Annotated in this window: 24 protein-coding genes; 5 read left to right on the forward strand and 19 right to left on the reverse strand. The window is 35.9% G+C overall.

Annotated features, from left to right (window positions below; genetic code table 11):
* Window positions 1-137 precede the first annotated feature (137 nt).
* Window positions 138-1,310, forward strand: a complete 1,173-nt coding sequence (locus tag PQG52_RS03790) for a hypothetical protein (protein ID WP_271827988.1) — start codon at window positions 138-140, stop codon at window positions 1,308-1,310.
* Here the strand turns inward: PQG52_RS03790 and hflX are convergent.
* The 8 genes from hflX to dusB form a co-directional block, all read right to left on the reverse strand.
* A complete protein-coding gene (hflX, locus tag PQG52_RS03795) occupies window positions 1,307-2,599 on the reverse strand; it encodes a GTPase HflX (protein WP_271827990.1) in 1,293 nt (430 codons plus the stop codon). The two genes, PQG52_RS03790 and hflX, sit on opposite strands and share 4 nt — an antisense overlap.
* A gap of 14 nt (window positions 2,600-2,613) precedes the next feature.
* Window positions 2,614-2,859 carry an RNA chaperone Hfq gene (gene hfq / locus PQG52_RS03800; protein ID WP_271788782.1) on the reverse strand — a complete coding sequence of 82 codons (246 nt, stop codon included), beginning with the start codon at window positions 2,857-2,859 and terminating at the stop codon, window positions 2,614-2,616.
* 16 nt (window positions 2,860-2,875) lie between these two features.
* A complete protein-coding gene (ntrX, locus tag PQG52_RS03805; RefSeq protein ID WP_271828177.1) occupies window positions 2,876-4,297 on the reverse strand; it encodes a nitrogen assimilation response regulator NtrX in 1,422 nt (473 codons plus the stop codon).
* 7 nt (window positions 4,298-4,304) lie between these two features.
* Window positions 4,305-6,518, reverse strand: a complete 2,214-nt coding sequence (locus PQG52_RS03810) for a sensor histidine kinase NtrY-like (RefSeq protein WP_271827991.1) — start codon at window positions 6,516-6,518, stop codon at window positions 4,305-4,307.
* 16 nt (window positions 6,519-6,534) lie between these two features.
* A complete protein-coding gene (locus tag PQG52_RS03815) occupies window positions 6,535-7,914 on the reverse strand; it encodes a sigma 54-interacting transcriptional regulator (protein ID WP_340222227.1) in 1,380 nt (459 codons plus the stop codon).
* 20 nt (window positions 7,915-7,934) lie between these two features.
* On the reverse strand, window positions 7,935-9,023 hold the full coding sequence (locus PQG52_RS03820) for a two-component system sensor histidine kinase NtrB (protein WP_271827992.1): 1,089 nt from the start codon (window positions 9,021-9,023) through the stop codon (window positions 7,935-7,937).
* A gap of 117 nt (window positions 9,024-9,140) precedes the next feature.
* On the reverse strand, window positions 9,141-9,521 hold the full coding sequence (imm9, locus tag PQG52_RS03825) for an Imm9 family immunity protein (protein ID WP_271827993.1): 381 nt from the start codon (window positions 9,519-9,521) through the stop codon (window positions 9,141-9,143).
* A 113-nt stretch (window positions 9,522-9,634) separates the two neighbouring features.
* The gene (gene dusB / locus PQG52_RS03830; RefSeq protein ID WP_271827994.1) at window positions 9,635-10,669 is read right to left on the reverse strand and encodes a tRNA dihydrouridine synthase DusB; all 1,035 of its coding nucleotides are present in this window, start codon (window positions 10,667-10,669) and stop codon (window positions 9,635-9,637) included.
* Between the two features lie 131 nt (window positions 10,670-10,800).
* Between dusB and PQG52_RS03835 the strand changes: the two genes are divergently transcribed.
* Window positions 10,801-11,961, forward strand: a complete 1,161-nt coding sequence (locus PQG52_RS03835) for a bifunctional 2-C-methyl-D-erythritol 4-phosphate cytidylyltransferase/2-C-methyl-D-erythritol 2,4-cyclodiphosphate synthase (RefSeq protein WP_271827996.1) — start codon at window positions 10,801-10,803, stop codon at window positions 11,959-11,961.
* Window positions 11,962-12,017: 56 nt separating this feature from the next.
* On the opposite strand, the gene PQG52_RS03840 is transcribed toward PQG52_RS03835, so the two are convergent.
* From PQG52_RS03840 to PQG52_RS03865, 6 genes are all read right to left on the reverse strand, one after another.
* A complete protein-coding gene (locus PQG52_RS03840) occupies window positions 12,018-12,806 on the reverse strand; it encodes a DUF3050 domain-containing protein (protein ID WP_340222228.1) in 789 nt (262 codons plus the stop codon).
* A gap of 87 nt (window positions 12,807-12,893) precedes the next feature.
* Window positions 12,894-13,622 carry an ATP12 family protein gene (locus tag PQG52_RS03845; protein ID WP_271827998.1) on the reverse strand — a complete coding sequence of 243 codons (729 nt, stop codon included), beginning with the start codon at window positions 13,620-13,622 and terminating at the stop codon, window positions 12,894-12,896.
* 23 nt (window positions 13,623-13,645) lie between these two features.
* Complete coding sequence (locus tag PQG52_RS03850; protein WP_271827999.1) at window positions 13,646-15,820, reverse strand: AsmA family protein; 2,175 nt, start codon at window positions 15,818-15,820, stop codon at window positions 13,646-13,648.
* On the reverse strand, window positions 15,817-16,794 hold the full coding sequence (locus PQG52_RS03855; RefSeq protein WP_271828001.1) for an RluA family pseudouridine synthase: 978 nt from the start codon (window positions 16,792-16,794) through the stop codon (window positions 15,817-15,819). Before PQG52_RS03855 ends, PQG52_RS03850 begins: the two co-directional genes overlap by 4 nt.
* Window positions 16,791-18,125, reverse strand: a complete 1,335-nt coding sequence (locus tag PQG52_RS03860) for a replication-associated recombination protein A (RefSeq protein ID WP_271828179.1) — start codon at window positions 18,123-18,125, stop codon at window positions 16,791-16,793. The genes PQG52_RS03855 and PQG52_RS03860 overlap by 4 nt, the downstream gene beginning before the upstream one ends.
* Window positions 18,126-18,183: 58 nt before the next feature.
* Window positions 18,184-18,438 (reverse strand): hypothetical protein, encoded by a 255-nt coding sequence (locus PQG52_RS03865; protein ID WP_271788771.1) that lies wholly within the window; start codon window positions 18,436-18,438, stop codon window positions 18,184-18,186.
* 327 nt (window positions 18,439-18,765) lie between these two features.
* Here PQG52_RS03865 and PQG52_RS03870 point away from each other — a divergent pair, with 327 nt between their 5' ends.
* Window positions 18,766-19,137 carry a hypothetical protein gene (locus PQG52_RS03870; RefSeq protein WP_271828002.1) on the forward strand — a complete coding sequence of 124 codons (372 nt, stop codon included), beginning with the start codon at window positions 18,766-18,768 and terminating at the stop codon, window positions 19,135-19,137.
* 254 nt (window positions 19,138-19,391) lie between these two features.
* Here PQG52_RS03870 and PQG52_RS03875 read toward each other — a convergent pair whose 3' ends face one another.
* From PQG52_RS03875 to PQG52_RS03895, 5 genes are all read right to left on the reverse strand, one after another.
* Window positions 19,392-20,603 (reverse strand): acetate/propionate family kinase, encoded by a 1,212-nt coding sequence (locus PQG52_RS03875; RefSeq protein WP_271828003.1) that lies wholly within the window; start codon window positions 20,601-20,603, stop codon window positions 19,392-19,394.
* A gap of 187 nt (window positions 20,604-20,790) precedes the next feature.
* A complete protein-coding gene (smpB, locus tag PQG52_RS03880; protein ID WP_271828004.1) occupies window positions 20,791-21,273 on the reverse strand; it encodes an SsrA-binding protein SmpB in 483 nt (160 codons plus the stop codon).
* A 4-nt stretch (window positions 21,274-21,277) separates the two neighbouring features.
* Window positions 21,278-22,168 (reverse strand): 4-hydroxy-tetrahydrodipicolinate synthase, encoded by an 891-nt coding sequence (gene dapA / locus PQG52_RS03885; protein ID WP_271828005.1) that lies wholly within the window; start codon window positions 22,166-22,168, stop codon window positions 21,278-21,280.
* A gap of 48 nt (window positions 22,169-22,216) precedes the next feature.
* Window positions 22,217-23,065: a prephenate dehydratase gene (locus PQG52_RS03890; RefSeq protein WP_271828006.1), complete on the reverse strand. Its 849-nt coding sequence runs from the start codon at window positions 23,063-23,065 to the stop codon at window positions 22,217-22,219.
* 6 nt (window positions 23,066-23,071) lie between these two features.
* Window positions 23,072-23,803 carry a 3-deoxy-manno-octulosonate cytidylyltransferase gene (locus PQG52_RS03895; protein WP_271828007.1) on the reverse strand — a complete coding sequence of 244 codons (732 nt, stop codon included), beginning with the start codon at window positions 23,801-23,803 and terminating at the stop codon, window positions 23,072-23,074.
* A 135-nt stretch (window positions 23,804-23,938) separates the two neighbouring features.
* On the opposite strand from PQG52_RS03895, the gene PQG52_RS03900 reads away from it, so the two are divergent.
* Window positions 23,939-24,817 (forward strand): c-type cytochrome, encoded by an 879-nt coding sequence (locus PQG52_RS03900; protein ID WP_271828008.1) that lies wholly within the window; start codon window positions 23,939-23,941, stop codon window positions 24,815-24,817.
* Window positions 24,818-24,821: 4 nt separating this feature from the next.
* A complete protein-coding gene (hisN, locus tag PQG52_RS03905; RefSeq protein ID WP_271828010.1) occupies window positions 24,822-25,616 on the forward strand; it encodes a histidinol-phosphatase in 795 nt (264 codons plus the stop codon).
* The last annotated feature ends 28 nt before the right edge of the window (window positions 25,617-25,644 follow it).

Here is a 25,644-nt window from a genome sequence, read left to right on the forward strand (position 1 = left end):
TTTTTTTTTATAAAATTATATCTATAAGAATAAAAAACCTTTATATAACATGTAACGAGTAATTTTATAATTTTCCTTTTTTCAAATTTAAAAAATATAAAATTCATTTTTGACTTAATTAAAATAATGGTTTTCTGATGTCTGTAATTTCCGTTGAATCGAATAATATTGAAGTTTTTCCTGTACGTAATGCAAAACAACTGGACATTTTTATTCGTTTACCACGTTTAATATATAGCCATTTTCCAGATTATATTCCACCTTTGGATTTTGAAGAAACCAGTTTATTACACCCAAAAAAATCAGCCTTTTTCAGATATGGCACAGCACAATATTTTCTTGCATATAAAGACAATAAGCCAGTTGGACGTATTTCCGCACAAGTAGATCCTAATGCTTTGCGTCAGTGGAAAGAGCCAATCGGTTTATTTGGTGCTTTAGATGCAATTGATGACGTAGAAGTGGTGCAACAATTAATTAATGCTGCTAGCCAATGGCTTAGAAAACATGGGATGGAAAAAATCAGAGGGCCTTATACTTTGAATGTTAATTCAGAAGCAGGGACAATGGTCAAAGGGCAAAAAGATCCTCCGATGATTGCAATGCCATGGCATCCAGAATACTTGGGAAAACATATTGAATCTTCTGGTCTATCAAAAGTGATGGATTTAGTTTCTTATCAGATGATTATGGGTGAAAAAGCTCGAAAAGCACATAAAATCCCTTCAGGATTAAAAATGGGTTCTAGTCGTCTAGGCAATATTACGACTCGTAAATTAAATATGAAAGAAATCTCGCGAGATGGTGAAATTCTGCGTCAACTTTATAATGATGCATGGAACAATACTTGGGGATTTGTACCTCTAACTCCAACAGAAATGTCGATTTTAATCAGAGATTTGAAATCTATGCTACGACCTGAAAACTATGTATTGGTTGAGCAAAATAAGATGCCTGTTGCCGTTGCTTTGGTTATTCCTAATATTTACGATTTGTCAAAAAATATCGGTCCGACCCCTTCACTATTAGGTTGGGCAAAAATTGGTTACAAAGTGTTACGCCATCAAATTCAGTCTGCGCGCGTAATATTGTTAGGTATCAGTCACTCAATTCGTGATACGGCTATGGGTGCTTTGATGCCATCACTTGTAATTGATGAGTTATTCAATCGTGGTGAATTATTATCTTATAAAATGATCGAATTAGGATGGATTTTAGAAGATAATAAAGGAATGCGTAATTTAATTGAACGTATTGTGCCAGAGCCTTGCAAAGTTCATCGAATTTTTGAGGCTAAATTACATTATTAATAAGAGTATATTTGTTCAAAACGTGCTTTGTTTGCTGGGGATAATCTGACAAACAAAGTAATGGTGTTTTCATCATCATTACGCTCTAAAATCTCACCATGATTATAAAGCCATGATAATGCAGCACCGTCTTTAATTGAAATTGTATAATTTACTTTTTCCATCAATTTAGCTAGCCGATTATCAATCAGTTGGATCAAAGCAGGCAGATTTTTGCCTGTTAATGCTGAAATGCCAATATAGTCAGAAGGCTTATCAACTATTGTATTAATATCGGTCAAGTCAACTTTATTTAAAACTTCAATAGTATTTTTGCGCCAATCAGCTTCTAAAATTTGATCCTTGACCATCGTATCTAAAACAGAAAACACATCTTGGCGTTGTTCTGTTGTTTCAGGATGTGAAATATCTCTGACATGCAAAATAATATCAGCTTCCGCAGTTTCTTCAAGCGTTGCTCTAAAAGCAGCAATTAATTCTGTTGGCAGGTCACTAATGAAACCAACGGTATCTGATAAAATAATTGTTTTACCAGAAGGAAGCTGCAGCTTTCTCATGGTGGGATCGAGTGTTGCAAATAACTGATCCTGAGCATGGACATCAGCCCCGGTTAAATTGTTAAATAAAGTTGACTTTCCAGCGTTCGTATATCCAATTAGCGCTACAATTGGAAAGGGTACTTTTTGTCTTGATTTACGATGCAACCCTCGGGTACGTCGAACTTGCTCTAAATCTTTTTTTAGGCGAATAATTCTTTCATCGATAAGTCGTCTATCTGCTTCGATCTGCGTCTCGCCTGGTCCACCCATAAAACCAAAGCCACCACGTTGACGTTCTAAATGTGTCCATGACCTTACTAGACGACTTCGCTGATATTGTAGATGAGCTAGTTCGACTTGTAATGTCCCCTCTTTCGTTTGAGCACGTTCACCGAATATATCAAGAATTAAAGCTGTACGATCGATGACTTTGCAGTCTAACGCTTTTTCTAAGTTACGTTGTTGGATTGGGCTTAATCTAGTATCAAAAATAGCAATTTCAATATCATTAGATATAATAGAATCTTTGAGTTGTTCTATATGCCCCTGCCCTATCAACGTTGCAGAACGATAAGAGCGTAGATTTATAATTTCAGTATGCGAAATCTCTAAACGAATAGAAGAAGCCAAACCGATTGCCTCTTCAAGTCTAGATTGAGAATTTCGATTACTTGATTGACGATTTGAAACATCCCAAGGAACAATAACTGCTGCGCGAGCATTTTGATGAGTTGAATCAGAATTTGTCATTCAGTAATTTCTTTCTATTTTTCTTCTGGGGTGTTAAAAGGGAGTTGTATAGGGGTTGCAGGCATAATGGTGCTGACTGCATGTTTATATACCAGTTGAGCGTGGCTATCTCTTCTTAGTAGAATAGAGAAATTATCAAATCCTGATACTATCCCTTGTAATTTAACCCCATTGACCAAGAAAACAGTCACGGACACTTTAGATTTTCTTAACTGATTTAAAAAAACATCTTGAATATTTTGATAATTATCTTTTGACACAGTTCGACCCTATAAATTAATTGTTATTATTATTCATGTTAGTATTATTATTTTTTTCCTCTGAAGAGGTTACCCCAAGTTGTTTCAGCTTACGATGTAGGGCGCTTCGTTCCATACCAACAAACCCCGCAGTACGACTGATATTCCCACCAAATCGCATGAGTTGTGCTTGTAAATATTGCGTTTCAAATAAGTCTCTAGCCTCTCTTAAAGGAAGGCTGATAATGTCGGTTTGTGTATCAATTTTTAATAGGCTGGGGGCATTTTGCCCAATATTATTAGGTAGCATATCTGTGCGTATAGCTTCGTTTACATTACCGGGCATCATAATTAATAGCCGTTCCATTAAATTGCGTAATTCGCGAACGTTACCGGGCCATTCATAAGTTTGTAATGTTGTCAAAGCGTCGGCTGATAAGTCAATTTGGGGAAGACCTGTCAATTCTGCACAATTTTGTAAAAATAACTTTGCAAGTTCAGGAATGTCTTCGCGTCTATCTTTTAAACTTGGCAGTTTCAAAGGAACAACTGCGAGGCGGTAATATAAATCTTCTCTAAAATTACCAGCTCCAATTTCAACGTTTAGATCTCTGTTTGTGGTTGCGATGACCCTTACATCGACTTTAACTCTTGCTGACCCACCAACACGTTGGAATGTTTGGTCTTGCAAGGCTCTGACGATTTTCCCTTGAGTTTCAAGAGGCATATCTGCCACTTCATCCAGTACTAGTGTACCGCCATGCGCTCTTTCCAAAACACCTGTTCTACGTTGTTGCGTACCATCAGGTGTTCCCTCAATACCAAACAGCTCTTCTTCGAAGCGGTTGGGAGACAAAGTCGCACAATTTAAAACAAGAAAAGGACCATATGCACGTTTAGATAAATTATGAATGGATCGTGCTGCAATTTCTTTACCCGTGCCTGGTGCACCAGTAATCAGAACTCTTGAACCTGTTGGGGCTACTTTATCAATTTGGCTTTTGAGAACGCTAATAGCTTGGCTTTGTCCATCCAGTTGCATTGCAACGCCACTGCGAACTCGTAATTCAGCATTTTCTTGTGCAAGTCTTGCACTCTCTAATGCCCGACGCACAACGACAAGTAAATGATCTGATGTGAATGGCTTTTCAATAAAATCATACGCACCAAATTGTAGTGCAGAAACTGCAGTTTCAATTGTTCCGTGACCTGAGATCATGATCGTTGGGACGGCGGGTTTCTCATTTTGGATTAATTTAAGAATCTCTAAACCATCCATTCTGGAACCTTGTAACCAAATATCCAAAATGACTAAAGACGGTCTTCGTGCATGAAAAGCACTTATTGCAGCATCAGCATCCCCTGCAAGACGTGTTGAGTATCCTTCATCTTGTAAAATTCCTTCGATAAGCAACCTGATATCAGGTTCATCATCAACGATTAGAATTTCATGCGCCATATTATCCTCATCTTTGAAAAGCCAAAATTGATGTTGTACCTTTTCCTTCGGCACGGTCTCTTAGTTGTAAGGTTCCTTTATGATCTTCCATAATTTTCTTTACAATAGCAAGACCTAATCCTGTTCCCTTAGGTTTATGGGTGACATAAGGTTCTGTCAAACGTAATCTATCTTCTCGTGGCAAACCAATCCCGTCATCTGTTACAAATATGCATATCTCTTTTTCAGTCTCTTTTACCTGAACCCATATGTTTCCTGCAATAGCTGTTTCAATATTATCACATTTATTTAACATACTAATAGCATCTGCGGCATTTTGAAACAAGTTCGTTAATGCTTGTCCGATTAATCTTTGATCGCAATCCAAATAAGGTCCTTGATTTGGTAGTTCGATATGATATTTGATTTCCGAATGTGCATTTTGCTGCAATATTAACGTATCTCTCACAATAGTTGATAGATTATTCTTGCTCATGACAGGTTGTGGCATTCGTGCAAAAGACGAAAATTCATCAACCATCCTGCCAATATCGCCAACATGGCGAACAATTGTGTCGATACATTGACTAAATATTTGACTATCAGATTGAATTTCTTTGAGAAAGCGTCTTTTTAAACGCTCTGCTGCTAATTGTATAGGTGTCAGAGGGTTTTTAATTTCATGGGCAATTCTTCTGGCAATATCTGCCCAAGCTGCTTTTCTTTGGGCTGATTGTAATTCTGTAATATCATCAAATGTAATAACAAATCCTTCAATCTCTGACCCTCCGATTTCAGGACCGATTTGTACTAATAAAACTCGACTACCAGATGGCGTTTGAATTTGTATTTCTTCTTGTTTGGATTGCTGTGCTCTGTCGGCATTCTTAAGCAAAAATTCTGTAAACTCTGGAACAATATCTGTAATTTTTTGACCGATATGGTTGAATAAATCAGCATTTAATAGTTGATTTGCTGATCGATTCGGTAATTCAATAGTCATTTGTTTATCCAGACCAATCACACCACTAGACACGCCAAATAATACAGCCTCGGTAAAACGTCTGCGATCATCAATTTGCTTGTTGGCCTCAATAAGTTCTGTACGTTGAACAGATAATTGGTTAGTCATCTTGTTAAATGTGCGTGATAGATCGGTAAGTTCATCATCTTTGTCACGTTCAGGAACACTGACATTCAGATCACCTTCACTAACTTTTTTCGCTGCAAGGGTTAATAATCCCACAGGGCGCGCAATTTGATTGGCTAAATATAATCCTAGTAATACCGCAGCAGCTAAAACCAACAATGCAACCAATCCAAAAATAATAACAAACATAATTTGTATTTGTGATTGTTTGGAATTTAAGACGTTGTATTGGTTGACAACTTTTTCCGTTTTATACATATGATTCAAAATGGTTGGGTCAACAGGTCTGATGATTAATAACATTAAAGATGGTGTGTCGCTTATGGAAATCGCCGCCCTTACTGTTTCCTTATCTGATGAATCAAGGATGGCAACATCATTATGCGACATAAAGCTGGTGGTTGTACGAGGTAGGTTTTTGATATAAGATACATTGTTTAATAATCCACCCGAAGCGACAATTTTTTGAGTTGCAGGATTATAAACAATTGCAGCGTTCAATCCCCTCAAGGTCGCTTGTGAATCGAGGATTTGATCCAAAACGTTGCTGTCCTCAAACAGGTTTTGACCTTCTTGGGCGAGGTTATTTTGCATTCCTTGAATATAATTTGCCAAAGAAAAAGCCTCTGTGCGGATGTTTGCATTATGTTCTTGCAAATATCCTCTTGAAGCTTGTAGAGCCTCATTTAAGGCAGTGCTGACACGATTACTAAACCAGATTTGAATGCCATAATGAAACAAAATAGTTGCAAAAACACCGACTAAGATCGTGGGAATAATAGAAATAATGCCAAATAGAACAACCAACTTCACATGAATCTTAGACCCTGCCATGCCCTTGCGGCGCTCGACTATTAAACGCATGATGCGTATAAATAAAGCGGTCACTAGTAATAACAGAACAGATAGATTTAATAGGGTGATAATAAGTTGTATATGATGTTTATGTGAAGTGACAATACCGCCTGACAAGATAACAAATGTAACTATGCCAAAAAGCAAAGCCAAGGCAACTAAAATAATTGTTGCTTTTCGACCGGAAAGTTTTTCAATAATGCGTAAAACCGACGCATAATTAGTTTTTTTTGACACATTCAACCTTTTGTTTCTATTTATGAATAATATTGAAATCTTTTATTTTTTTTCGCAATGTATTTCTGTTGATCCCTAAGATAGCAGCCGCCTTAATTTGATTACTTTCTGTTTCTATCAAAGTTTGCTCTATTAATGGTTTTTCAACCTCTGCTAGCATTTGAGCATATAATTTATTAATTGGTAACCCTTTGTTCTCAGAAAAATATCGACGAATATGATTCTTTATTAAAGCTGATAAAGGCAAGCAACCAATTTCTTGATGTTGATAAGGTTTCTTTTCCAGATTTGGTAAAATAAGATCTTCTTGGACAATTTGATTGGGATAAAAAGTCACTAATCTTAGAATTAGATTTTGTAATTCACGGACATTGCCTGGCCAATGATAATCTTTTAAAAGTGCAATTGCTTGTTCTGATAATGTTGTAGAACTCGAATTTTCATGAAGGAAATGTTCTATTAACAAAGGAATATCTTCTGTTCTCTCTTTTAAAGGAGGGATGTGCACAGAGATAACATTTAAACGATGATATAATTCTTCTCTAAATTGTTGTTTTTGTACTAATTCGAATAAATTAAGACGCGTTGCAGCAATAATACGCATCGATTTATTTTGTATAGAATGCATAGTATCCGTATTATTTTCTAAGATATTCAATAAACGCGTTTGAATATCCAAAGGCATCTCATTGATTTCATCAATAAATATAGTACCTTTGTTGTCTTGTTCCAAATATCCTGGCTGCCATTGTCCTTTTTCTTCGTGTCCAAATAATTTGTTTTCAATTTCAGCCACGCTCATTGCGGACATATTCAAAGTGATGAATGGGAAATTACGCCTATTGCCGTAGTGATGTAAAGTTTTCGCAACAGATTCTTTTCCTGTACCGCTCTCACCTGAAAGAATGACACTCAAGTTTGAATTAATTAGTCTAGCAATCATGCGATAAATATTTTGCATCGCGATTGATTTTCCAACTAAAGGAAGTTTTTCTTCTAGTTCATGATTTTTTATATTGTTTTTTACATGGTTCAAAGCATGTTGCACTGTATTTAATAATTTATCTAAATCAAAAGGTTTAGGTAAATAGTCAAACACTTCCTCTTGTTCAGCTTGAAGGGCCGTTGACAAAGTGGATAAGGCACTAATAACAATAATAGGAAGGTTGGGCTTAGTTTCTTTAATTTTAGGAATAATCTCGAAGATATTTTTGTCAGGCATTGACACGTCAGTAATCACAACGTCCCCTTTTCCAGCGCAGATCCATTTCCATAATTCGGTTGCATTATCTGTTATTTCAACATGATATTTTGCACGTATTAACGCTTGTTTTAATACGGTACGAATAGAACGATCGTCATCAGCAACTAAAATTGTTGGGGTGTTGTGCAGCATTAATAAATAATATCCAAGGATTAACAGCTAGTAAGAGGAAGATATATTTTTATATCAGTTTTTCCTTTTTGGCTATGAATATCAATAATACCACCATGGTCGTTGATAATTTTACCACACAGAGCCAATCCAAGTCCTGTTCCATTTGGCCTACCGCTGACGAATGGCTCAAATAAACGATGTTTAATGGATTCAGGAATACCAGGCCCATTATCTCGAATAACGATCATCAACGGTGATGTGACTCTTTTCTTCGTTTTTACGATATTCATAATAAGATTAGGTTCATATCCAATAATCAAAGTAATTTCACCATCTGTACGGTTGTTACCTATAGCTTGTGCCGCGTTTTTAATAAGGTTAATAAAGACTTGGATCAATAGATCTTTGTCTGCTTTAATTAATGGTAAGGATGGATCGTATATAGTCTTAATTTGAACAAAAGATGCAAATCCATTTTCGGCAATTTTCTTGACATGAGCCAATACAGAATAAATATTTACATCGCTGATCTGAAGTTTTTGATTGTAAAAAATTGCCGTGCGGTCAACTAGATTTTTAATTCTTTCAACTTCGTCACAAATCAATGTTGTGAGCTCTTGATCCTCTATATATAAAGATTTTTCAAGTAACTGTGCTGCTCCTTTGATTCCAGATAATGGGTTTTTTATTTCATGCGCCAGCAAGGCAGCCATATTGGCGACGCTTCTTGATACTTTATGAAAACTAGCTTTTTCCTCTATGGTTTTTACAATAGAGTAATCATGAATTGTTAATGTGATAAATTTTTTATTTTTTATAAATGGTGCAATATATAACGTTATTTCTTTGATGGCTTGGTTATATGTGAAAATTTCTACTTCATACTCAACAATCCCTCTTTTTTTCGATTGAACTTTTTTAATCAGTTCTGAAACAGCATGTGCATTGGGAAAGAAAGAGTATAAAGAGCTTTGTTGAATATTTTTCTTAGATACCATCAAAAAATCTTCGGTGGCACCATTAATATAAACGATATTAAATGAATCATCTATGACAATCAAAGGTGTCGGCAAAGATTCGATAATGTCATAGCCATTTAAATTTTTAGGATGATATTCTATATTCATTTTGATTAGATGCCAAGTTATTCATAATTATTCTTGTAGTTTGATTTTCTTTCCACCACATGTAACTCATTTTACAAGCAGTAGATTAATAGCTCTCTTTGCAGATTCTGTCGTATATTAGTCTAAACGATAATAATCCTTAAAATTAGGTTCTAAAATATAGAATTTATCATTTAAGGCGTTAAAAAAGCCTATACTAGCTTTGTGAGAACCATAGGATGCCTGTTGTTCGTCTGGGATTGGAATAGAAATAGACATTTCATACGTATGATCTGACGGGTATCGTCTTGATCGTTTGAAGATACCAATCGCATCTGTATTACGAATCACAATTAAAATTAAAACTCGCCAATTATTTAAGTCTTGACTATTAATTTTGGGTATAAGCCTTTTTATATAGCTATTCAATTTTTGTTCAATAGAATTTAGATCTGCACATAAATGAAAATTAGTTATTTCATTTCTTAGTGAAACTCTGATTTTTTCAGATATCATCATTACCTCATACCCTTAATCAATAATGATCTGTTGTGTTATTTATTGGTCATTTTATTTTCATAACAAATTAATTTCGAAACCTTGATTTTATATCTGTAAACTTTTAATTTTTTTTATTGCAGCAATGATTCTTGCTGATGTTGAATATTTTGGTCATAAAAACTTTTAATAGCAGCGATGACATCAGCAGCATTATCCATTTGATTAATAGAGGCTCTGAATCCTGCAGAACCATGTAATCCGGCTGAATACCAAGAAATATGCTTACGAGATAATCTGATTCCAGAACGCTCACCATAGTAATCCAACATACTTTGATAGTGTTTTAATAAAATCTCTTTTTGTTCAATTAATGGTGGATCGTCTAAAAGAGTATGATGTGTAAAATAATGCTTTAATTGTGCGAGGAACCAAGGCTTTCCATAACATCCCCTGCCCACCATTAATCCATCAGCACCAGAGAGCTGTAAAGCTGTGGTTGCGGTTTCAATATCAATAATATCCCCATTAACAATGACGGGAATAGAAACAGCATCTTTAACTTGACGAATAAATGCCCAATCCGCTGATCCACGATAAAGTTGTTGACGAGTGCGACCATGAATGGTCACCATCTTAATTCCACAGTTCTCAGCAGTCTTTGCAAGATCCGGTGCATTTAATGAATATTGATCCCATCCCATACGCATTTTTAACGTTACAGGAACATTAACGGCTTTAACGACAGCTTCCAGAATTGTAGCGGCTTTTTCTTCATCTTGCATTAATGCAGAACCCGCTTGTTGACCAACTGCAACTTTTTTAACTGGGCAACCAAAATTGATATCGATCACATTGGCTCCATGCCCAACGGCTATTCTAGCGGCTTCTGCCATCGCAACTGGATCAGACCCTGCCAGTTGGGTTGAATTGAGTCCTTCGGTAAGTGGTTCAGCCATTTGTAACGTAGTTTTATTTTCTCGAATCATTGCCCAAGAGGCGATCATTTCAGATACAACCAGCCCTGCCCCAAATTCTTTGACCAATTTTCGAAAAGGATAATCCGTTACCCCAGCCATTGGGGCAAGAATAATAGGTACATCGATAACTTTATCTTTATCAAGATAAATTGGCTTTAATGTTGGAATAGTATCAGATAAAATGGTCACGTTCTTTTGCTTTCTTCACAATTTTTCAGCAACATTATCATAAAGCTTTTATTATTCAATCTTGAATAAAAGCGTATTATTAAATAATAACATTTAATGAAACCCTCAATAAGTTGGATTTTTAAATAATTATGCGTATTGCTCTTATTATCCCTGCTGCTGGTGTCGGAAAACGTTTCAGTAAAGATGGAGTTGTTCCAAAACAATATATACAATTATTGGGGCATCCTGTGATTTATCACGCTGTTAAAGCATTCTTGCCGCATGTAGACTATATTCAACCTGTTGGTGATCCTGATACATTAAATTCTATTTTACTTCCTTTGGACAGTAAAAAAATACTGTCGCCTATACATGGTGGTAAAGAGCGCCAAGATAGCGTCAGAGCAGGATTAGAAGCATTATCCTCTTTACCAGAAGATCAACAGCCTGATATTGTTTTGGTTCATGATGGTGCAAGACCGAATATCTCTGCTGAAATTATCCATCGCGTTGTTGACGCATTAGAAGACTATCCAGCGGCTATTCCTGCTATTCCTGTTGCGGAAACGCTGAAGCGTAATAAAGATAATATTATTGAAGAAACAGTTTCTAGAGACGGTTTATTCAGAGCACAAACGCCTCAAGGATTTCATTTTAAACCATTTTTAGAGGTTCATAGAAAAGCTGCTGGTTCAAGTGCAACCGATGATGCTGCTTTATTTGAAGATGTTGGTTTAAAAGTTGCTTTGGTTCAAGGGGATGAGAATAATATCAAGCTTACCTATCAAGAAGATTTAAAAAGATTGGAATGTTTAATGAGCAATATGATGCTGCCTAGAATAGGTTCTGGGTTCGATGTTCATGCCTTTGAAAAAGATCGTCCTCTCTATTTATGTGGTATTGAAGTGCCGCATGAATTGGGATTAGCAGGTCATTCAGATGCAGATGTTGGGCTGCATGCTTTATGTGATGCGATTTATGGCGCATTAGCTGAAGGTGATATTGGTGCGCATTTTCCGCCTTCTGATAATCAATGGAAAAACGCAGATAGTAAGCAATTCTTGATCCATGCAGTGGAACGGGTTCGTCAACGCGGTGGCAAGATCATTAATATTGACCTGACATTGATCTGTGAGCGACCAAAGATGCGACCTCATATTGAACAGATGCGTAAGAAAATTGCAGGACTCTTGCAAATTGATGTTGCTCGTGTTTCTGTTAAAGCAACAACAACAGAAAAACTAGGCTTTACAGGGCGTGAAGAAGGGATTGCTTGCCAAGCAATGACAAGTATTTTATTGCCCGAATAAAATAGTATAAAGCTAGTAAGATTTATAATTTTACTAGCTCTTTGAATAAGATCTTGTTAGTTCTTAGAAATACCTGAACTGATATCTCTGTGGATTCCATCCCATAATTTAATTCTATGCTCTACCGCTGCGATGGCACTTTTTAGTAAAGCAATATATTTATCGGGACTGTCTTTTAAATTTGAGATGATACTGTGAACGGCTGGACCATGTGAATCACCATCAAGCTCAATATGTCTAACCAAATAATAAACAAATTTAGGATAGTCGGATTCTTTTAATCCCCATTCTTTTAAAAGATTACTAAACATTTCTGGGATAGCATCTTCCCTACCATAGAAAAAAGAACCTAATACTTCGTGCAGGCTGCCATTGATTGCTGTATCGAGATTATGAATGACAAAATCTTTAACATAAGTTGGAATATTTTGTTTATTCACAATCGCTTTGAATTCGATATTGGTGTTATGCTCGAATTCGTTGACCATGGTTTGAATTGGTAGTGGGTCGCTGTTGACATCTTCCATGGCATTTAAATACATTTCATAATGAGATGCATGTGATCCGTCAAGATTAACATCAGTTTCTTCGCCAAGAATAATGTCATTCATTGCTCTTGCTGCCTTGTTATTATGTCTTGGTGTCCAAGGAAGCGTGGTGCAAGTGAATTCTTGTTGAAGTCGTTTTGCTAGGCTCATAAAATCCCAAACGGCAAAAACATGATATTTCATAAAATAGCGAAGATCTTCAATTGTTTTAATACTGCTAAATAATATATGATTTCTCATTTTTTGATTAGCTTGTTGCAGTTCAGATTCATATTGTTGAGTATTATTTGATAACATTTTGTTTCTTTTCTTTTTTAATTTTTTTCCAAAATATCGGAAATACAATTATTATATAAAAAAAACAAACTTAGTTAAATATTTTTATTATACGTTATGAGCAAAACAATAAAAATTATATGCATCCTGAATATCTATTTGAATCTTATCCAGTTTTGCTTGTTGTTCTGTGTCATGCCCCCATATTTCTGCTTGAATGATTTCATCTAAATAAGCCAAATTGAATGCTTCTTGAACTGTAATTCTTTCATTTTTAAGAGCAATGCTTAAAATCATACTTCCTAGCAAAGGAACAATAATTGCAAAATAAGTCAATTCTACTGAATCTAAATTGGATAAGTAACTTTTGAATAAGTTTGTTACTTTTGGTTCTTGAACAATAGGCATAATGCCTTGGGTCGTTTTGAGCTTTGTTTGAAAAGTTTTTTCAATCCAATGAATTAGTGGAATCCACTTTTCTTGTTGTTGGATAACTAATTTTTTAGGTTGGTCAGCAAAATAACACAATAGATCACCGTTCAAATAAGGAAGTAAAGCATCAATGTAAATATCATGTGTAGGTGATATTTTTTCGATCATTGTTGCTGTAATTTGTGTCATAGGCAGATCATTAAAAGAAAAATAATCTTCTTTTTGACTGCTAATATTTTTCCACTCGTCAGCTATTTTCTCTGCTAACAAAGGGCTTTGGACGTAGAGCTCTGTTTTCTGAGGGAGCTTTACAGGACGCTCATCCAACAAGATTTGATAGCCTTTATCATTATGAGTAATATTCACAGACTTCCAAAAGCGACGTAGTTTTGAAACCGCAGCCATAATTCTTTACGATCCTTTTTTTATTATTTCTTTTGCAAAACACCCAAAGGGTTTTTGGCCTTCTCAATAGCACCTTGACAATAATTGGTTGCTGGTTGTGATTGATTAAGAGCATTGATGTTCAAAGAGAAAACTCTCTTTTTATTCATATCAAAAGTCGTATAAGGTTTTGATAATGTTCCACCAATGCGTATCGGTGCAGAGGCACTGATTGCTCCTAACCTTATATCGGGAATGAAATGAAGGTTCATTTTTTGTTCAGGGATATCAAAAGTCCCCTGTCCATTAAGTGCAAACTGATTAGTTTGTACTGTTATGGTATCAAAAAATAAATCATTTGGATTAATTTGAGTTCTTAAGGCGATACATTGCGTTGATAAAGACTTTTTTAATGGCAATGTTGCCGCAGCTTGACCAATATAATGTTTAAGCCCTTCTGCTTCTAATATACCGTCAGTTCCAAATAAACCAATTTTCCCAGTGAGTGTTTTTTGCCATTCCTGCCAATTATTACCTGTGGCTGTTAAACTTCCTAAGACTGTTATTTGCCCTGTATAAATATTCGCAACGGAAAAATAATCTTCTATCCATTTCATTGGAAAGGATGAAGAAACTATTCTAACATCTAACTCTGGCGTTGCTTGTTTTAGGGAATAATGAACGTCCCCTTTAAAATTGCTTTGCTTATTTGCTAATTGTAATTGAGTAAGAGAAAGTTCTCTATTTTTCCAGTCTAAATTACTTGAAAAATTATTAAAATTATTTTGATCTATTTTTATATTATTACTGAATAATTTACCGTTTATAATAATATTATTAAGTATAAAATTTTTGTTAATATTTTCAAGAGACGCCAAAGTTAAAGGGAAAGAAGCAATTAACTTCCCAGAATATAGAATATTTTGAGCATTCAGATTTCCGAAATTATTAAAATATTTATTATAGTTTAATAAGCTCAATTCGGTAGACAAAGAAGGATCTTTTCCCCCTATTGTACCGTCTAGTTTTAGATTGTAATTAGCTGAAGATAATTTTCCGGAAATAGGAAGATTTCCATCTGTTTTAAACAAGATATTATCTTGTAGAGTTTTTAATTGGCCAATATTTCCAGACCAGCGAAACATTTTTCCATATAATTGCCCAACAATCTGGGTATTTACATCGGCGTTCAAATCATTCGCAACGATCTCTGTACTAATTAACTGAAAATCATCAGGAAAAATTGCCGCATTAACCTTACCCGTGTGAAGCTGTAAAAGATCAATTTGGGGTTTACCTTGAGGATCATTCGCATTCGAGATGTCTCTAAACGAAGTGTTTAATGTAATATTCTCAATCGAAGGAAGATGCGCATGAGGGAAAAGATGGTTTAAATCATTAAGATTCAAAATCGTTCCACGAACAATAATATCGTACCCTTTGGCTTTAACGAGGCTTTTTAAAGTTCCGCTAATACGTAAATTTCCAATATTCTGATTACGAACATATTCGGTTAAGTTGACTTGGAATTTAGCAGGGGGTGTGATCGTGTCATCATTTTCAAGTAATTCAGTTAAATGGCTAATCCGACCTGCAATTGTGAATTTTGCACGATGATGAGAACCGTTGATATTAAACCTAACTTTATCTGTTTCAAGTTGATTTAATTCAGCTTGTTCGAAGAATAGATGCGCATTTTTTTTATTAAGCGCATCATCATACCAACATTCCACATTCTCTAGTTTAACATTATTAAATTGCCACCCCCATTTACGGTGAGTGACGTGTTGTGCCGTAGGTTGATTTGTTTTTTTTATTGTTTCGTTGGGTTGAAGATCCCAATTCTTTTGACCTTGAGCATTACGCTCTAAATGGATTTGGACGTTGGATAGTTTAATTGATTTGAAATGGATCGTTCTTTGCCATAATGACCATAAATTCAAATCTGCTTCGAGATTTTCTGCTGTGATAAAATGAGGGTTTTTACCCCCAGGCATATTTGATAACGTAATATTAGAAGCATGAATTTCAGGCCAAGGAAAAAAATGGATATCTAGGTTTTGTAGTGCTAACTTTCGGCCTGTTTGTTTTTCTATATTACTGTAAAGCTGATCTAAAATCATCTTACGATCAACAAAATGATTTACAGCAAATAGACTTCCCCCAACAAGGCAAGCTAACACACCAAAACTACCTAGAATAACCTTTTTTTTACTCATTTTTTAGTCCGTACCGCCGATTTTTCACTTGGAACAACAAAACCTAGATGTTCAAAAGTTTCTTTCATATGTTGAGGCAAAGGGGCCTCTACCAGTAACCGTCCTCCTGATGGATGAGGCATATCAAGTTGACGAGCATGAAGATGTAGTTTTTGGGAAAAACCATCCATATAAGGCATTTCTTTGTTATATTTTTTGTCACCTAAGATAGGCGCCTTCATTTCAGCACAATGGACGCGAAGCTGATGCATACGTCCTGTTAAAGGATATAATTCAACCAAAGCAAGTTTTCTGGCCGCAAAATCTTTGACTTCATATTCTGTGATCGCACGTTGAGCCTCTTTATTCTTAGCATCAGCTGCCTCGATATGAGAGCCATTCTGATATTCGACTTTCAACAATGGTAAATCGATCCGTCCGCTCAGGGGGGATGGACGACGGGTCGTAATCGCCCAATAGATTTTTTTCATATCTCTGCTTCTGAACGCAGCAGCAAGTTTGGCCGCAGCAGCAGGATGACGTGCAATTAATAATAATCCAGATGTGTCTTTATCAAGACGATGCACTAATGATGGACGATATTTACTATCAAATTGTAAGGCTTCTAATATCCCATCAATGTGATTTGTGACATTACTGCCCCCTTGTACTGCAATACCAGAGGGTTTATTAATAACGAATAAATCATCATCTTGATAAATGATCCATTCTTTTAATTGTTTGGCTAGTTTAGGATCAATTTGTTGAGGTTGCTTTGCTTTCTCATGGTCGATCTCTACCATAGGGAAGCGAACAATCTCACCTTCCTTTAAGTGTGTTGCGGCTTGAACTCTTTTCCCATCGACACGAATTTGTCCTGTACGACACAATTTTTGGATTATGCCTTGGGTAATATTAGGATTTTGTCGTTTAATCCAACGATCCAGTCTAACATCGCCGTCTTCTTTTAAAATTGAAATATGTAAAATTTTCATACAGAACGCTTTTTTCTTAGTTGATTCCAATGGGATAGTCGTTGGGCAATAGTTTCTTCTACGCCACGATTGGTCGGTGTGTAAAATCGTTGAGTTTGCATTTCGTCGGGAAAGTAATTTTGACCAGAAAAACCTTCCTCTGTGTTATGATCGTATTCATATCCTTTGCCATACCCCAGATCTTTCATCATTGCTGTCGGAGCATTTAGGATATGTGCTGGCGGCATGAAACTCCCTGTTTTTTTTGCAACTGCTCTTGCCTCATTATAAGCCTTGTATACGGCATTGGATTTTGGTGCTGTGGCTAAGTATACAACAAGTTCAGCCAAAGCAACCTCTCCTTCTGGTGATCCAAGCCGTTCATAAGTTTCCCATGCAGCAATTGCAAGGGTCAACGCGTTTGGTGATGCCAGGCCAACATCTTCAGCTGCAAAACGGGTTAATCGGCGGGCAATGTATCTTGGGTCTTCACCGCCTTCAAGCATACGTGCAAACCAATATAAAGCAGCGTCAGGATCAGAACCTCGTAAAGACTTATGCAATGCTGAAATTAAATTGTAATGCCCATCACGATTGCGGTCATATAAACTGGCTCTGCGGCTTAAAATGCGTGTCAGGTCTTTACTATCTAAAATGGAATTCGTGGCGTGTAAAGTAATTTGTTCAACCATATTTAATAAATATCGTCCATCACCATCAGCCATAGAGATCAAATCTGTACGTGCATTTTCAGACAATGGAAGTGTTTGGTGTAATTGTTGTTCTGCCCGTGTCAATAATAGGTTTAATGCAATTTCATTTAAACGCTTTAAAACGAGAACCTGACATCTTGATAAAAGCGCACTATTAAGTGTAAATGATGGATTTTCAGTAGTTGCGCCAATCAAGATAATGCTGCCATCTTCGACAACGGGTAAAAAACCATCCTGTTGAGCCCGATTAAAACGATGAATTTCATCGACGAATAATAAAGTGCTGCGCCCTGAGTGATTACGAAATCTTAACGCCTCATCGAATGCCTTTTTAAGATCGCTTACGCCTGAAAAAATAGCAGAAATTTGAATAAAATGTAGGTTTGTTTCTTGGGCTAGGATTCGTGCAATTGTCGTTTTTCCAGTTCCAGGATTTCCCCACAAAATTAAACTGGACAAGGACCGATGGGTTAACATGTTCGTTAAAATCCCATCTGCTCCTATTAAATGATCTTGTCCAATAACTTCTTCAAGTGTTTTTGGTCGCAGAACATCAGCTAAGGGGGAATGATCCTTGGCTGAGGTTGTAACGGATGACGGCTTTTTATCAAAAGCATTTTCAGAGCCAAATAAATCCATAGGCAATTTATTGTGCTCTGATTATAAAACGAAGTAAATTATTCATAAATCCAATAGATTATTTTGCGTGAACATTGCCATAAGAAGCTGCACCAAGACCAGGGCAGCTGCAAGGTGAACCCAACGGCACAGGATAAGGCGTATTACAAGAATAAGTTCCCGCTTTACAAGCACTTCCATATCCTGCTTTTGATTCTGTGCCAGGAGGCACAGGGGTTCCTGCTGTCCCTGTGCATGCAGCAAGCAAAAACAGTGAACCAAGTAATGAGGTTTTAATTCCTAAAAGAACAGTTTTTTTATTATTCATAGACATTTTATACTCCACTACAAATCAAAATTTGATAACAAGTTAAGATAGCATATAATTCTTTTTTCAATAATTTTTTTTTGTTCATTTATATTTTTTATAAACAATGAGTGTTAATAAAAGTTATCCACATATTGGGGGATAAGCTTGAGGAATAACCTGTGTATGACAAAAGGATAATGATAGAATGAATTGTATAAAAATAAAAAAAATGGTTTAAGTTAATATAAAATAACAATTATTTATTGATATCAAAAATTGGATAATTAACATCTTATAATATCCAATTTTAATTCTTATATCGAAATTAATAATATAATAAGGATACGAATAATGCGAAAAAGAATTTGGCTTAATCTGTTTTTATGTTCTTTTATTGTAACAAGCCCTGTTTTTGCTCAAACGAACGATAAAAAAGCAGTTTTTCTTTTGGATAGTCATTTGCAAATCTTGTTTAAAGTTCTAAATTCTAAACCGGATATAATCAGTAAAACATGTATGGATAGTTTAAAAAAATTACGAGCTTTGAAAGAACAAATTAAAAGAACACCAAGTGACTCAGATACACAACAAGATATTAATATTGCAATGTTAAAAGATCTATATACGAATTCTATACAATTTTGCACTACAGATGTTCAGAATATTTGTAGTCATAGAGTGGAACCTAATATAAGAATTGAATGTAAAAAGCTATCATTCTGAAATTAGAAAGAAAAGAAATTTTCTTTTTTCTAATTTAAATTGAACTTCAACCATACTCATAAATGGTCTTAAAATGATAACCACAATGCCGATCAGTGGATCGATATAAGTTCTAATTTTAATGTTCTTCTCAACCGAGGGTTTTTCATTACATTAATTTATTTATCAAATAAATAAGCAGCAACATGCCACCTATTTACTTAATGTTTTAATTCTTTTGGATATAGTGAGATATAATTACTAAATAAAAATCTCTATTTATTAGTAAATTTTAAAACCTCTTTCAGCATTATATATTCTTCGTTTGTTGGAATTGTTTGTATTAAAATCTTACTTTCTGGCTTGCTGATAGTTACAGCACCAGATTGGTTAGCCTCGTCATCGATGCTTACGCCCAACCAATTCAAAGTTTTACAAACTTCGTATCGTAAAGAAGGTGAATGTTCACCAATACCAGCTGTAAAAATAATCCCATCGACCCCTTTTAAAGAAGCAATTAGTCGACCGATTTCGCCAACTAGTCGATAAGTGAATAAATCTAGAGCTTGTTGGGCATATTCTGATTTAGCACCGTTTGTTTTAATTTCATGAATGATATCGCGCATGTCGCTGGAAAGCTCTGAAACACCTAATAAACCTGACTTTTTCCAAATTAAATCTTGGATTTCATCAGGAGAAAGTTTTTCTTCTTGCAACATATATAAAATAATCGCCGCATCCATTTTTCCGCAGCGTGTTCCCATCACCAAGCCATCAAGAGGTGTAAAACTCATAGAGGTATCGACACATTTACCATTTTTAATAGCTGTGACGCTGGCACCATTTCCTAGATGGGCAACAATGACTTTACCAGTTGCCAAAGGTGAATTTGTTTCCTGTAAATAATGAACGATATATTGATACGATAGTCCATGAAAACCGTAACGCCTTACCCCATCATCAAAATATTTCCTTGGTAATGCAAAGCGCTTTGCATAATCAGGCATTGTGGCATGAAAGGCAGTATCGAAACAAGCAACCTGGGGTATCTCAGGGTTTTTGTTCAACATGACACGTAATGGAGATAGGCTTCCAGGTTGATGCAGTGGAACAAAAGGAGTTAACGCTTTTAAATCTTCATACACGCTGTCATTTGCTAAAGCGGGTGCAGAATATTTTGCTCCGCCATGCACAAAGCGATGGCCGATGCCAATAATTGTATCATTACCAAGATGATGAAATAACCATTCAATTGTTTCATCAAAAAGTTTATCTCTGGCAGAAGGTTTAAATAATTCAGGATCTGTCCAATTCTTTTCAAAGATGATCTCTTTGTTATCATTTTTTATTATAAGATGGGGTTTGGTTCCTATTCCTTCTAATAACCCATTAGCACTACTTACAAATTCTTTATCTGTATTTTCACGATACAGAGAGAATTTAAGACTAGATGAACCTGCATTAATAATTAATACTGAATCTGCCATTCACAAAAACCTTACTAGAAAAATCTATAATATCTCGAGTATGCTTAATTACAGAAAATTATTGAAGAGTCTAAACTTGTTTAATATATGTATAATAAACAAGCTAAACTCTCAATTTTCTCTTCATTATGATCTCTGATTTATGATGAAACTTTATTTGATTTTTGTCAAAATTTTCTTAGAGAAATTAGTTTTTATTTCTCAATAGTCTTGCTTTGTCTCTTTTCCAATCACGATCGGCAATGGCTTGGCGTTTATCTGTTTTCTTTTTACCTTGACCCAGACCCAAAGATACTTTTGCAATTCCTCTGGAATTAAAGAAAATATCTAATGGAACCAATGTCATCCCTTCTCTGGTAATACTACCTAGTAATTTATTAATTTGTTTTTGATGCAATAATAATTTGCGAGGAGCTAGGGGATCAAACTTTGAAAAAACGCCTCCTTGATATTCAGGGATATAGCTATTAAACAGCCATATTTCACCATCTCTCTCACCCGCAAAGGATTCGTTAATGGTTGCTCTGCCATGTCGTAAGCTTTTAACTTCTGGCCCTTTAAGCATAATGCCCGCTTCAATTTTTTCGATAATCGAATAATTGAACGTAGCTTTGCGGTTTTTAGCGACATTTCCAAAAGAAATTAAGTTATTCTTTTTCTTCTCAGCCATTCATTTAACCTATTAATCCAACGGTCTTCAAAGCTTTGTTTACTTTTCCCCGAGAAGCTTCTGTAATAGGAGCTAATGGAAGACGACAAGTTTCGTTTGTTAATCCCAATACTGATGCTGCATATTTTACAGGTGCAGGATTGCTTTCACAGAACATTGCATCATGAAGAACAGATAAAAGATCTTGCAGTGCAATTGCTTCACTCACATTACCATTTTTCCATGCTTTGTGCATTTCTGCGCAGAGTTTAGGTGCTACGTTTGCAGTGACACTAATACATCCATTACCACCTGCAGCTAAATAAGAAACAGCTGTTCCATCTTCACCAGAAAGCAAGTTAAAACGTTTTTTAATGGCTCTGCGTTCTTGAATAGGACGAACTAAATTTGCTGTTGCATCTTTTACACCCACAATATAAGGATTTTCGGCTAAACGAGCCATTGTTTCAACGGACATATCAATGACCGAACGTCCAGGAATATTATAAATATAAATTGGAAATTCAGCTTCGTTCGCAATGGCAGTATAGTGTAAGAACAACCCTTCTTGAGTTGGTTTATTATAATAAGGGGTTACCACCAACGCCGCATTTGCTCCGATTTCTTTAGCGAACTTAGCCATTTCTATGGCTTCATCGGTACAATTTGATCCAGCACCAGCCAAGACTGGAACGCGTCCTCCGGAAACCTTAACTGCTATTTCAACAATTTTTTTATGTTCTTCATGAGATAATGTTGGGCTTTCCCCTGTTGTGCCAACGGGTACTAATGCAGAGGTGCCTTCTTGAATTTGCCAATCAACAAATTTCTCAAATGCTTTCACATCCAGTGAACCATCAAGATTCATAGGGGTAATTAATGCTGTTAATGAGCCCTCTAGCCAAATATTCGTCATGGAAGCAATCCTTTATATATTCACTTTGTAATTTATATCATAAAAAAATTAATGTTTTGATTGACGGTAAGGTGACGCTGGATACACGCCAAGAATAACGCATTCTTCGGCATAAAAACGCAACTCATTGATTGCACGTTTTAAACTAGCTTCTTCGATATGTCCATCAACATCAACTAAAAATTTCGTGGCTATAAAATTACCATCAGCCATACAACTTTCTAATCGTGTCATATTGATGTTATTTGTCGCAAATCCACCCAAGGCTTTATATAAAGCAGAGGGAATATTTTTAGTTTTGAATAACAATGTTGTGAGTATATTAGGCTCTTCAATGGCAGGTATTTCTTTTTCCTGCGCAACAATATAAAAACGGGTCGTATTATAAGATTTGTCTTCAACATTATGTTGCAAGATTTCCAATCCATTTAACTCTGCGGCCAAAGAAGAGGCAATTGCAGCATCTTCTTTGTTATTTAATTTCGCAATAATTTCAGTCGAACCCGCCGTATCAAATTCAATAATTGGTTCAATATGTAAAGATTGTATTAATTCCGAGACTTGCCCCATTGCCACGGGATGTGTATGAAGCCGCTTTATGTCTGATATTTTAGCCCCTTTGATACCAATTAAACAATGTTCTACACGCTGAAAATGTTCGCCAACAATAAATAAATCCGATGAAGGTAATAAAGTATGAATATCAGGAACACGTCCTACAAGGTTATTTTCACAGGGCAACATTGCTTGGTCTGCTTTACCTGTTTGAACGGCTTTAATTGTTGAGTAAAAATCTTCACAAGGTAACGTTTCCCAACCAGGCCTTGCTTGACGACATGCAAGGTCAGAATAAGCACCAGGTCTTCCTTGGAATGCAATAATTTTTGTTTTTGTCATTATATATTAACCCTTTACTATTCTTCTGACATTATCCAAGTCTTCTGGCGTATCGACCCCGAACGGAGCGGCTTCAATGGTTGCACAGGCAATGGTCATTCCAGCTTCTAACGCTCTTAATTGTTCTAATTTTTCTCTATTTTCCAAAGAGGACGTTGGCATAGATATAAATTGTTTAAGGGCTGCTTTGCGATAGGCATAAATACCAACATGATGCCATAAAGGGCCATCCCCATAAGGAATAGGACATCTTGAGAAATATAGTGCTTTTGCAATTTTTGCATTTTCATCAAAGCTACAGGCAACTTTGACAACTGAGGGTGCATTGCGTTCAGCTTCTGTTTTTACAGGCGCAATGAGTGTCGCAATGTCAACAGATTGATCGGATAGAGGCAGCGTTGATTGACGAATATCTTTTGGGTCAATAAGGGGCAAGTCGCCTTGTAGATTAATAATAACGTCAAAATCCTGATGATTCTGAACTTGTAAAAATGCTTGATAAACGCGATCAGAACCAGAAGGAAGATTTGGGTCTGTTTCAATGACCTCTCCGCCTGCTTTTTTTATTGTTTCTGTAATTTCTCTATCACCCGAAGCCACAATGACGGGGCCAATGTCGGCTTTTTGTGCTTGTTCCATTACACGCACAATCATTGGTTTTCCATGAATATCAGCCAAAGGCTTATTGGGTAACCGTGTGGCGGCCAGACGTGCTGGAATGATAATTAACGCATTCATTTAACTGTGGTTCTCAATTTAAAATCATTTTGATCGTTTTTTTTCTTTTCTTTTATAGCTGATAACGTATCTTTATTCTATAAACAAATAATGATTATCTAGTTCATTTTAAGTTGCGAAGAAAAATATTCACAAATGGATAGTTTTGATTGGAATAGATTAGCAGTGGCAGGCTTGTTCTCGGTCTGTGTTTTAGCCGCGTCTTGGGGAATAGGATCGGTGGTTATTCAAAATCAAACCCAAATAAAATCTGTTTTTTCAAATGATAGCGATCAAAATGAATCAATTGATTTAGCATCTGCTAACCCAGCCAAAGGTAAAGAGCTGGCAACGCAACAATGTAGCCTGTGTCATACATTTAATGAAAACGGTGCCAATAAAATAGGACCGAATTTATATGGTGTTATGGGTCATAAAATTGCATCTAAACCTAATTTCAACTACTCTGACAGTCTTAAAAAACATCAAAAGGAATCTTGGGATGTACAAAATTTAAATTTGTGGCTTGCTCATCCAACGAATTTTGCGCCTGATACCATTATGGCATATCCTGGCATTTCTGTTCAACAAGATCGAATTGATGTTATTGCTTACTTGAAAACAATATCTCCTTCTGCACCTTCTTCAGCCTCTGCTATTGAAAAGAAAGATAATTCTGATCCGCGCGAGAAATCCAATCCTGAAATTAAATCTAATCTTTCACAAGGGAAAGAGGAATTTCAGCAATATTGTGCTGTTTGTCATACAGATACAGTTGAGGGAAATACAAGACTGGGACCGAATTTATATAACATTGTAAATAAACCAATTGCCTCACAATCAAATTATACTTATTCTGGCTCCTTAAAATTAAAAAAAATGAATTGGACAGAAAGTAATTTAGATCAATGGATAGAGAATCCTCAACAATGGGCGCCTGGAAATAAAATGAATTACAAAGGTATCAGTTCTGCTGATATAAGAAAAAACATTATTCTGTATCTTTATTCTCTTTCACCACAGGATAAAAATTAATTCCATGACAAAACTCCAATTAGATTCTTATTTACAAATTGCTCAAGAAGCCGTAACGGCTGCTGGTAAAGTCGTAAGGCCTTATTTTAGGCAAGCTTCGTTACATGCTGATGTGAAATCAGATGAATCACCAGTAACACAAGCCGATCGCGAAGCAGAGCAAGCCATTCGATCTATTTTACAAAAAGAAACACCTGAATTTGGTATTATTGGCGAAGAATATGGGGTCAATCATACAGATTCTAAATTCCAATGGGTGATTGATCCTATTGACGGAACCCGTGCTTTTATTACGGGGCGCCCTCTTTTTGGGATTTTAATTTCGTTGTTATACGAAGGAAAACCTGTCTTAGGTATTATTGACCAACCCATTACCAATGAACGCTGGATTGGAGTGCAAGGACAATCATCGCAATTTATCTCCCAACTGGGCGGAGAAATTGGCACAAGGTCTTGCTCTGAGCTTCGTTTTGCAGAAGCCTCTTGCACTGCGCCTGAAATTTTGGAAAATGCCTCTACAACCAATTGGAAGCAAGTTTATAATAAAGTCAAACGCGTTAGCTGGGGCGGAGATTGTTACGCTTATGGGCTTCTAGCATTGGGGCAAATAGATCTAATCATTGAATGTGGAAATAAAATATGGGACTGGGCAGCTTTGGTTCCTGTTATTGAAGGTGCTGGTGGCTGTATTACAGATTGGCAAGGGAATGCTTTGAATTTACACAGTAAAGAGACAGTTTTAGCGCTGGGCGATCCAAGATTAAAGCAGCAAGTGGTTGATTTACTGAATAATTGTTAAAATTTAATATCATCATTATATATAGGAA

It is taken from the genome of Commensalibacter communis (genome assembly GCF_947179105.1).
Classification (GTDB): Bacteria; Pseudomonadota; Alphaproteobacteria; order Acetobacterales; family Acetobacteraceae; genus Commensalibacter; species Commensalibacter communis.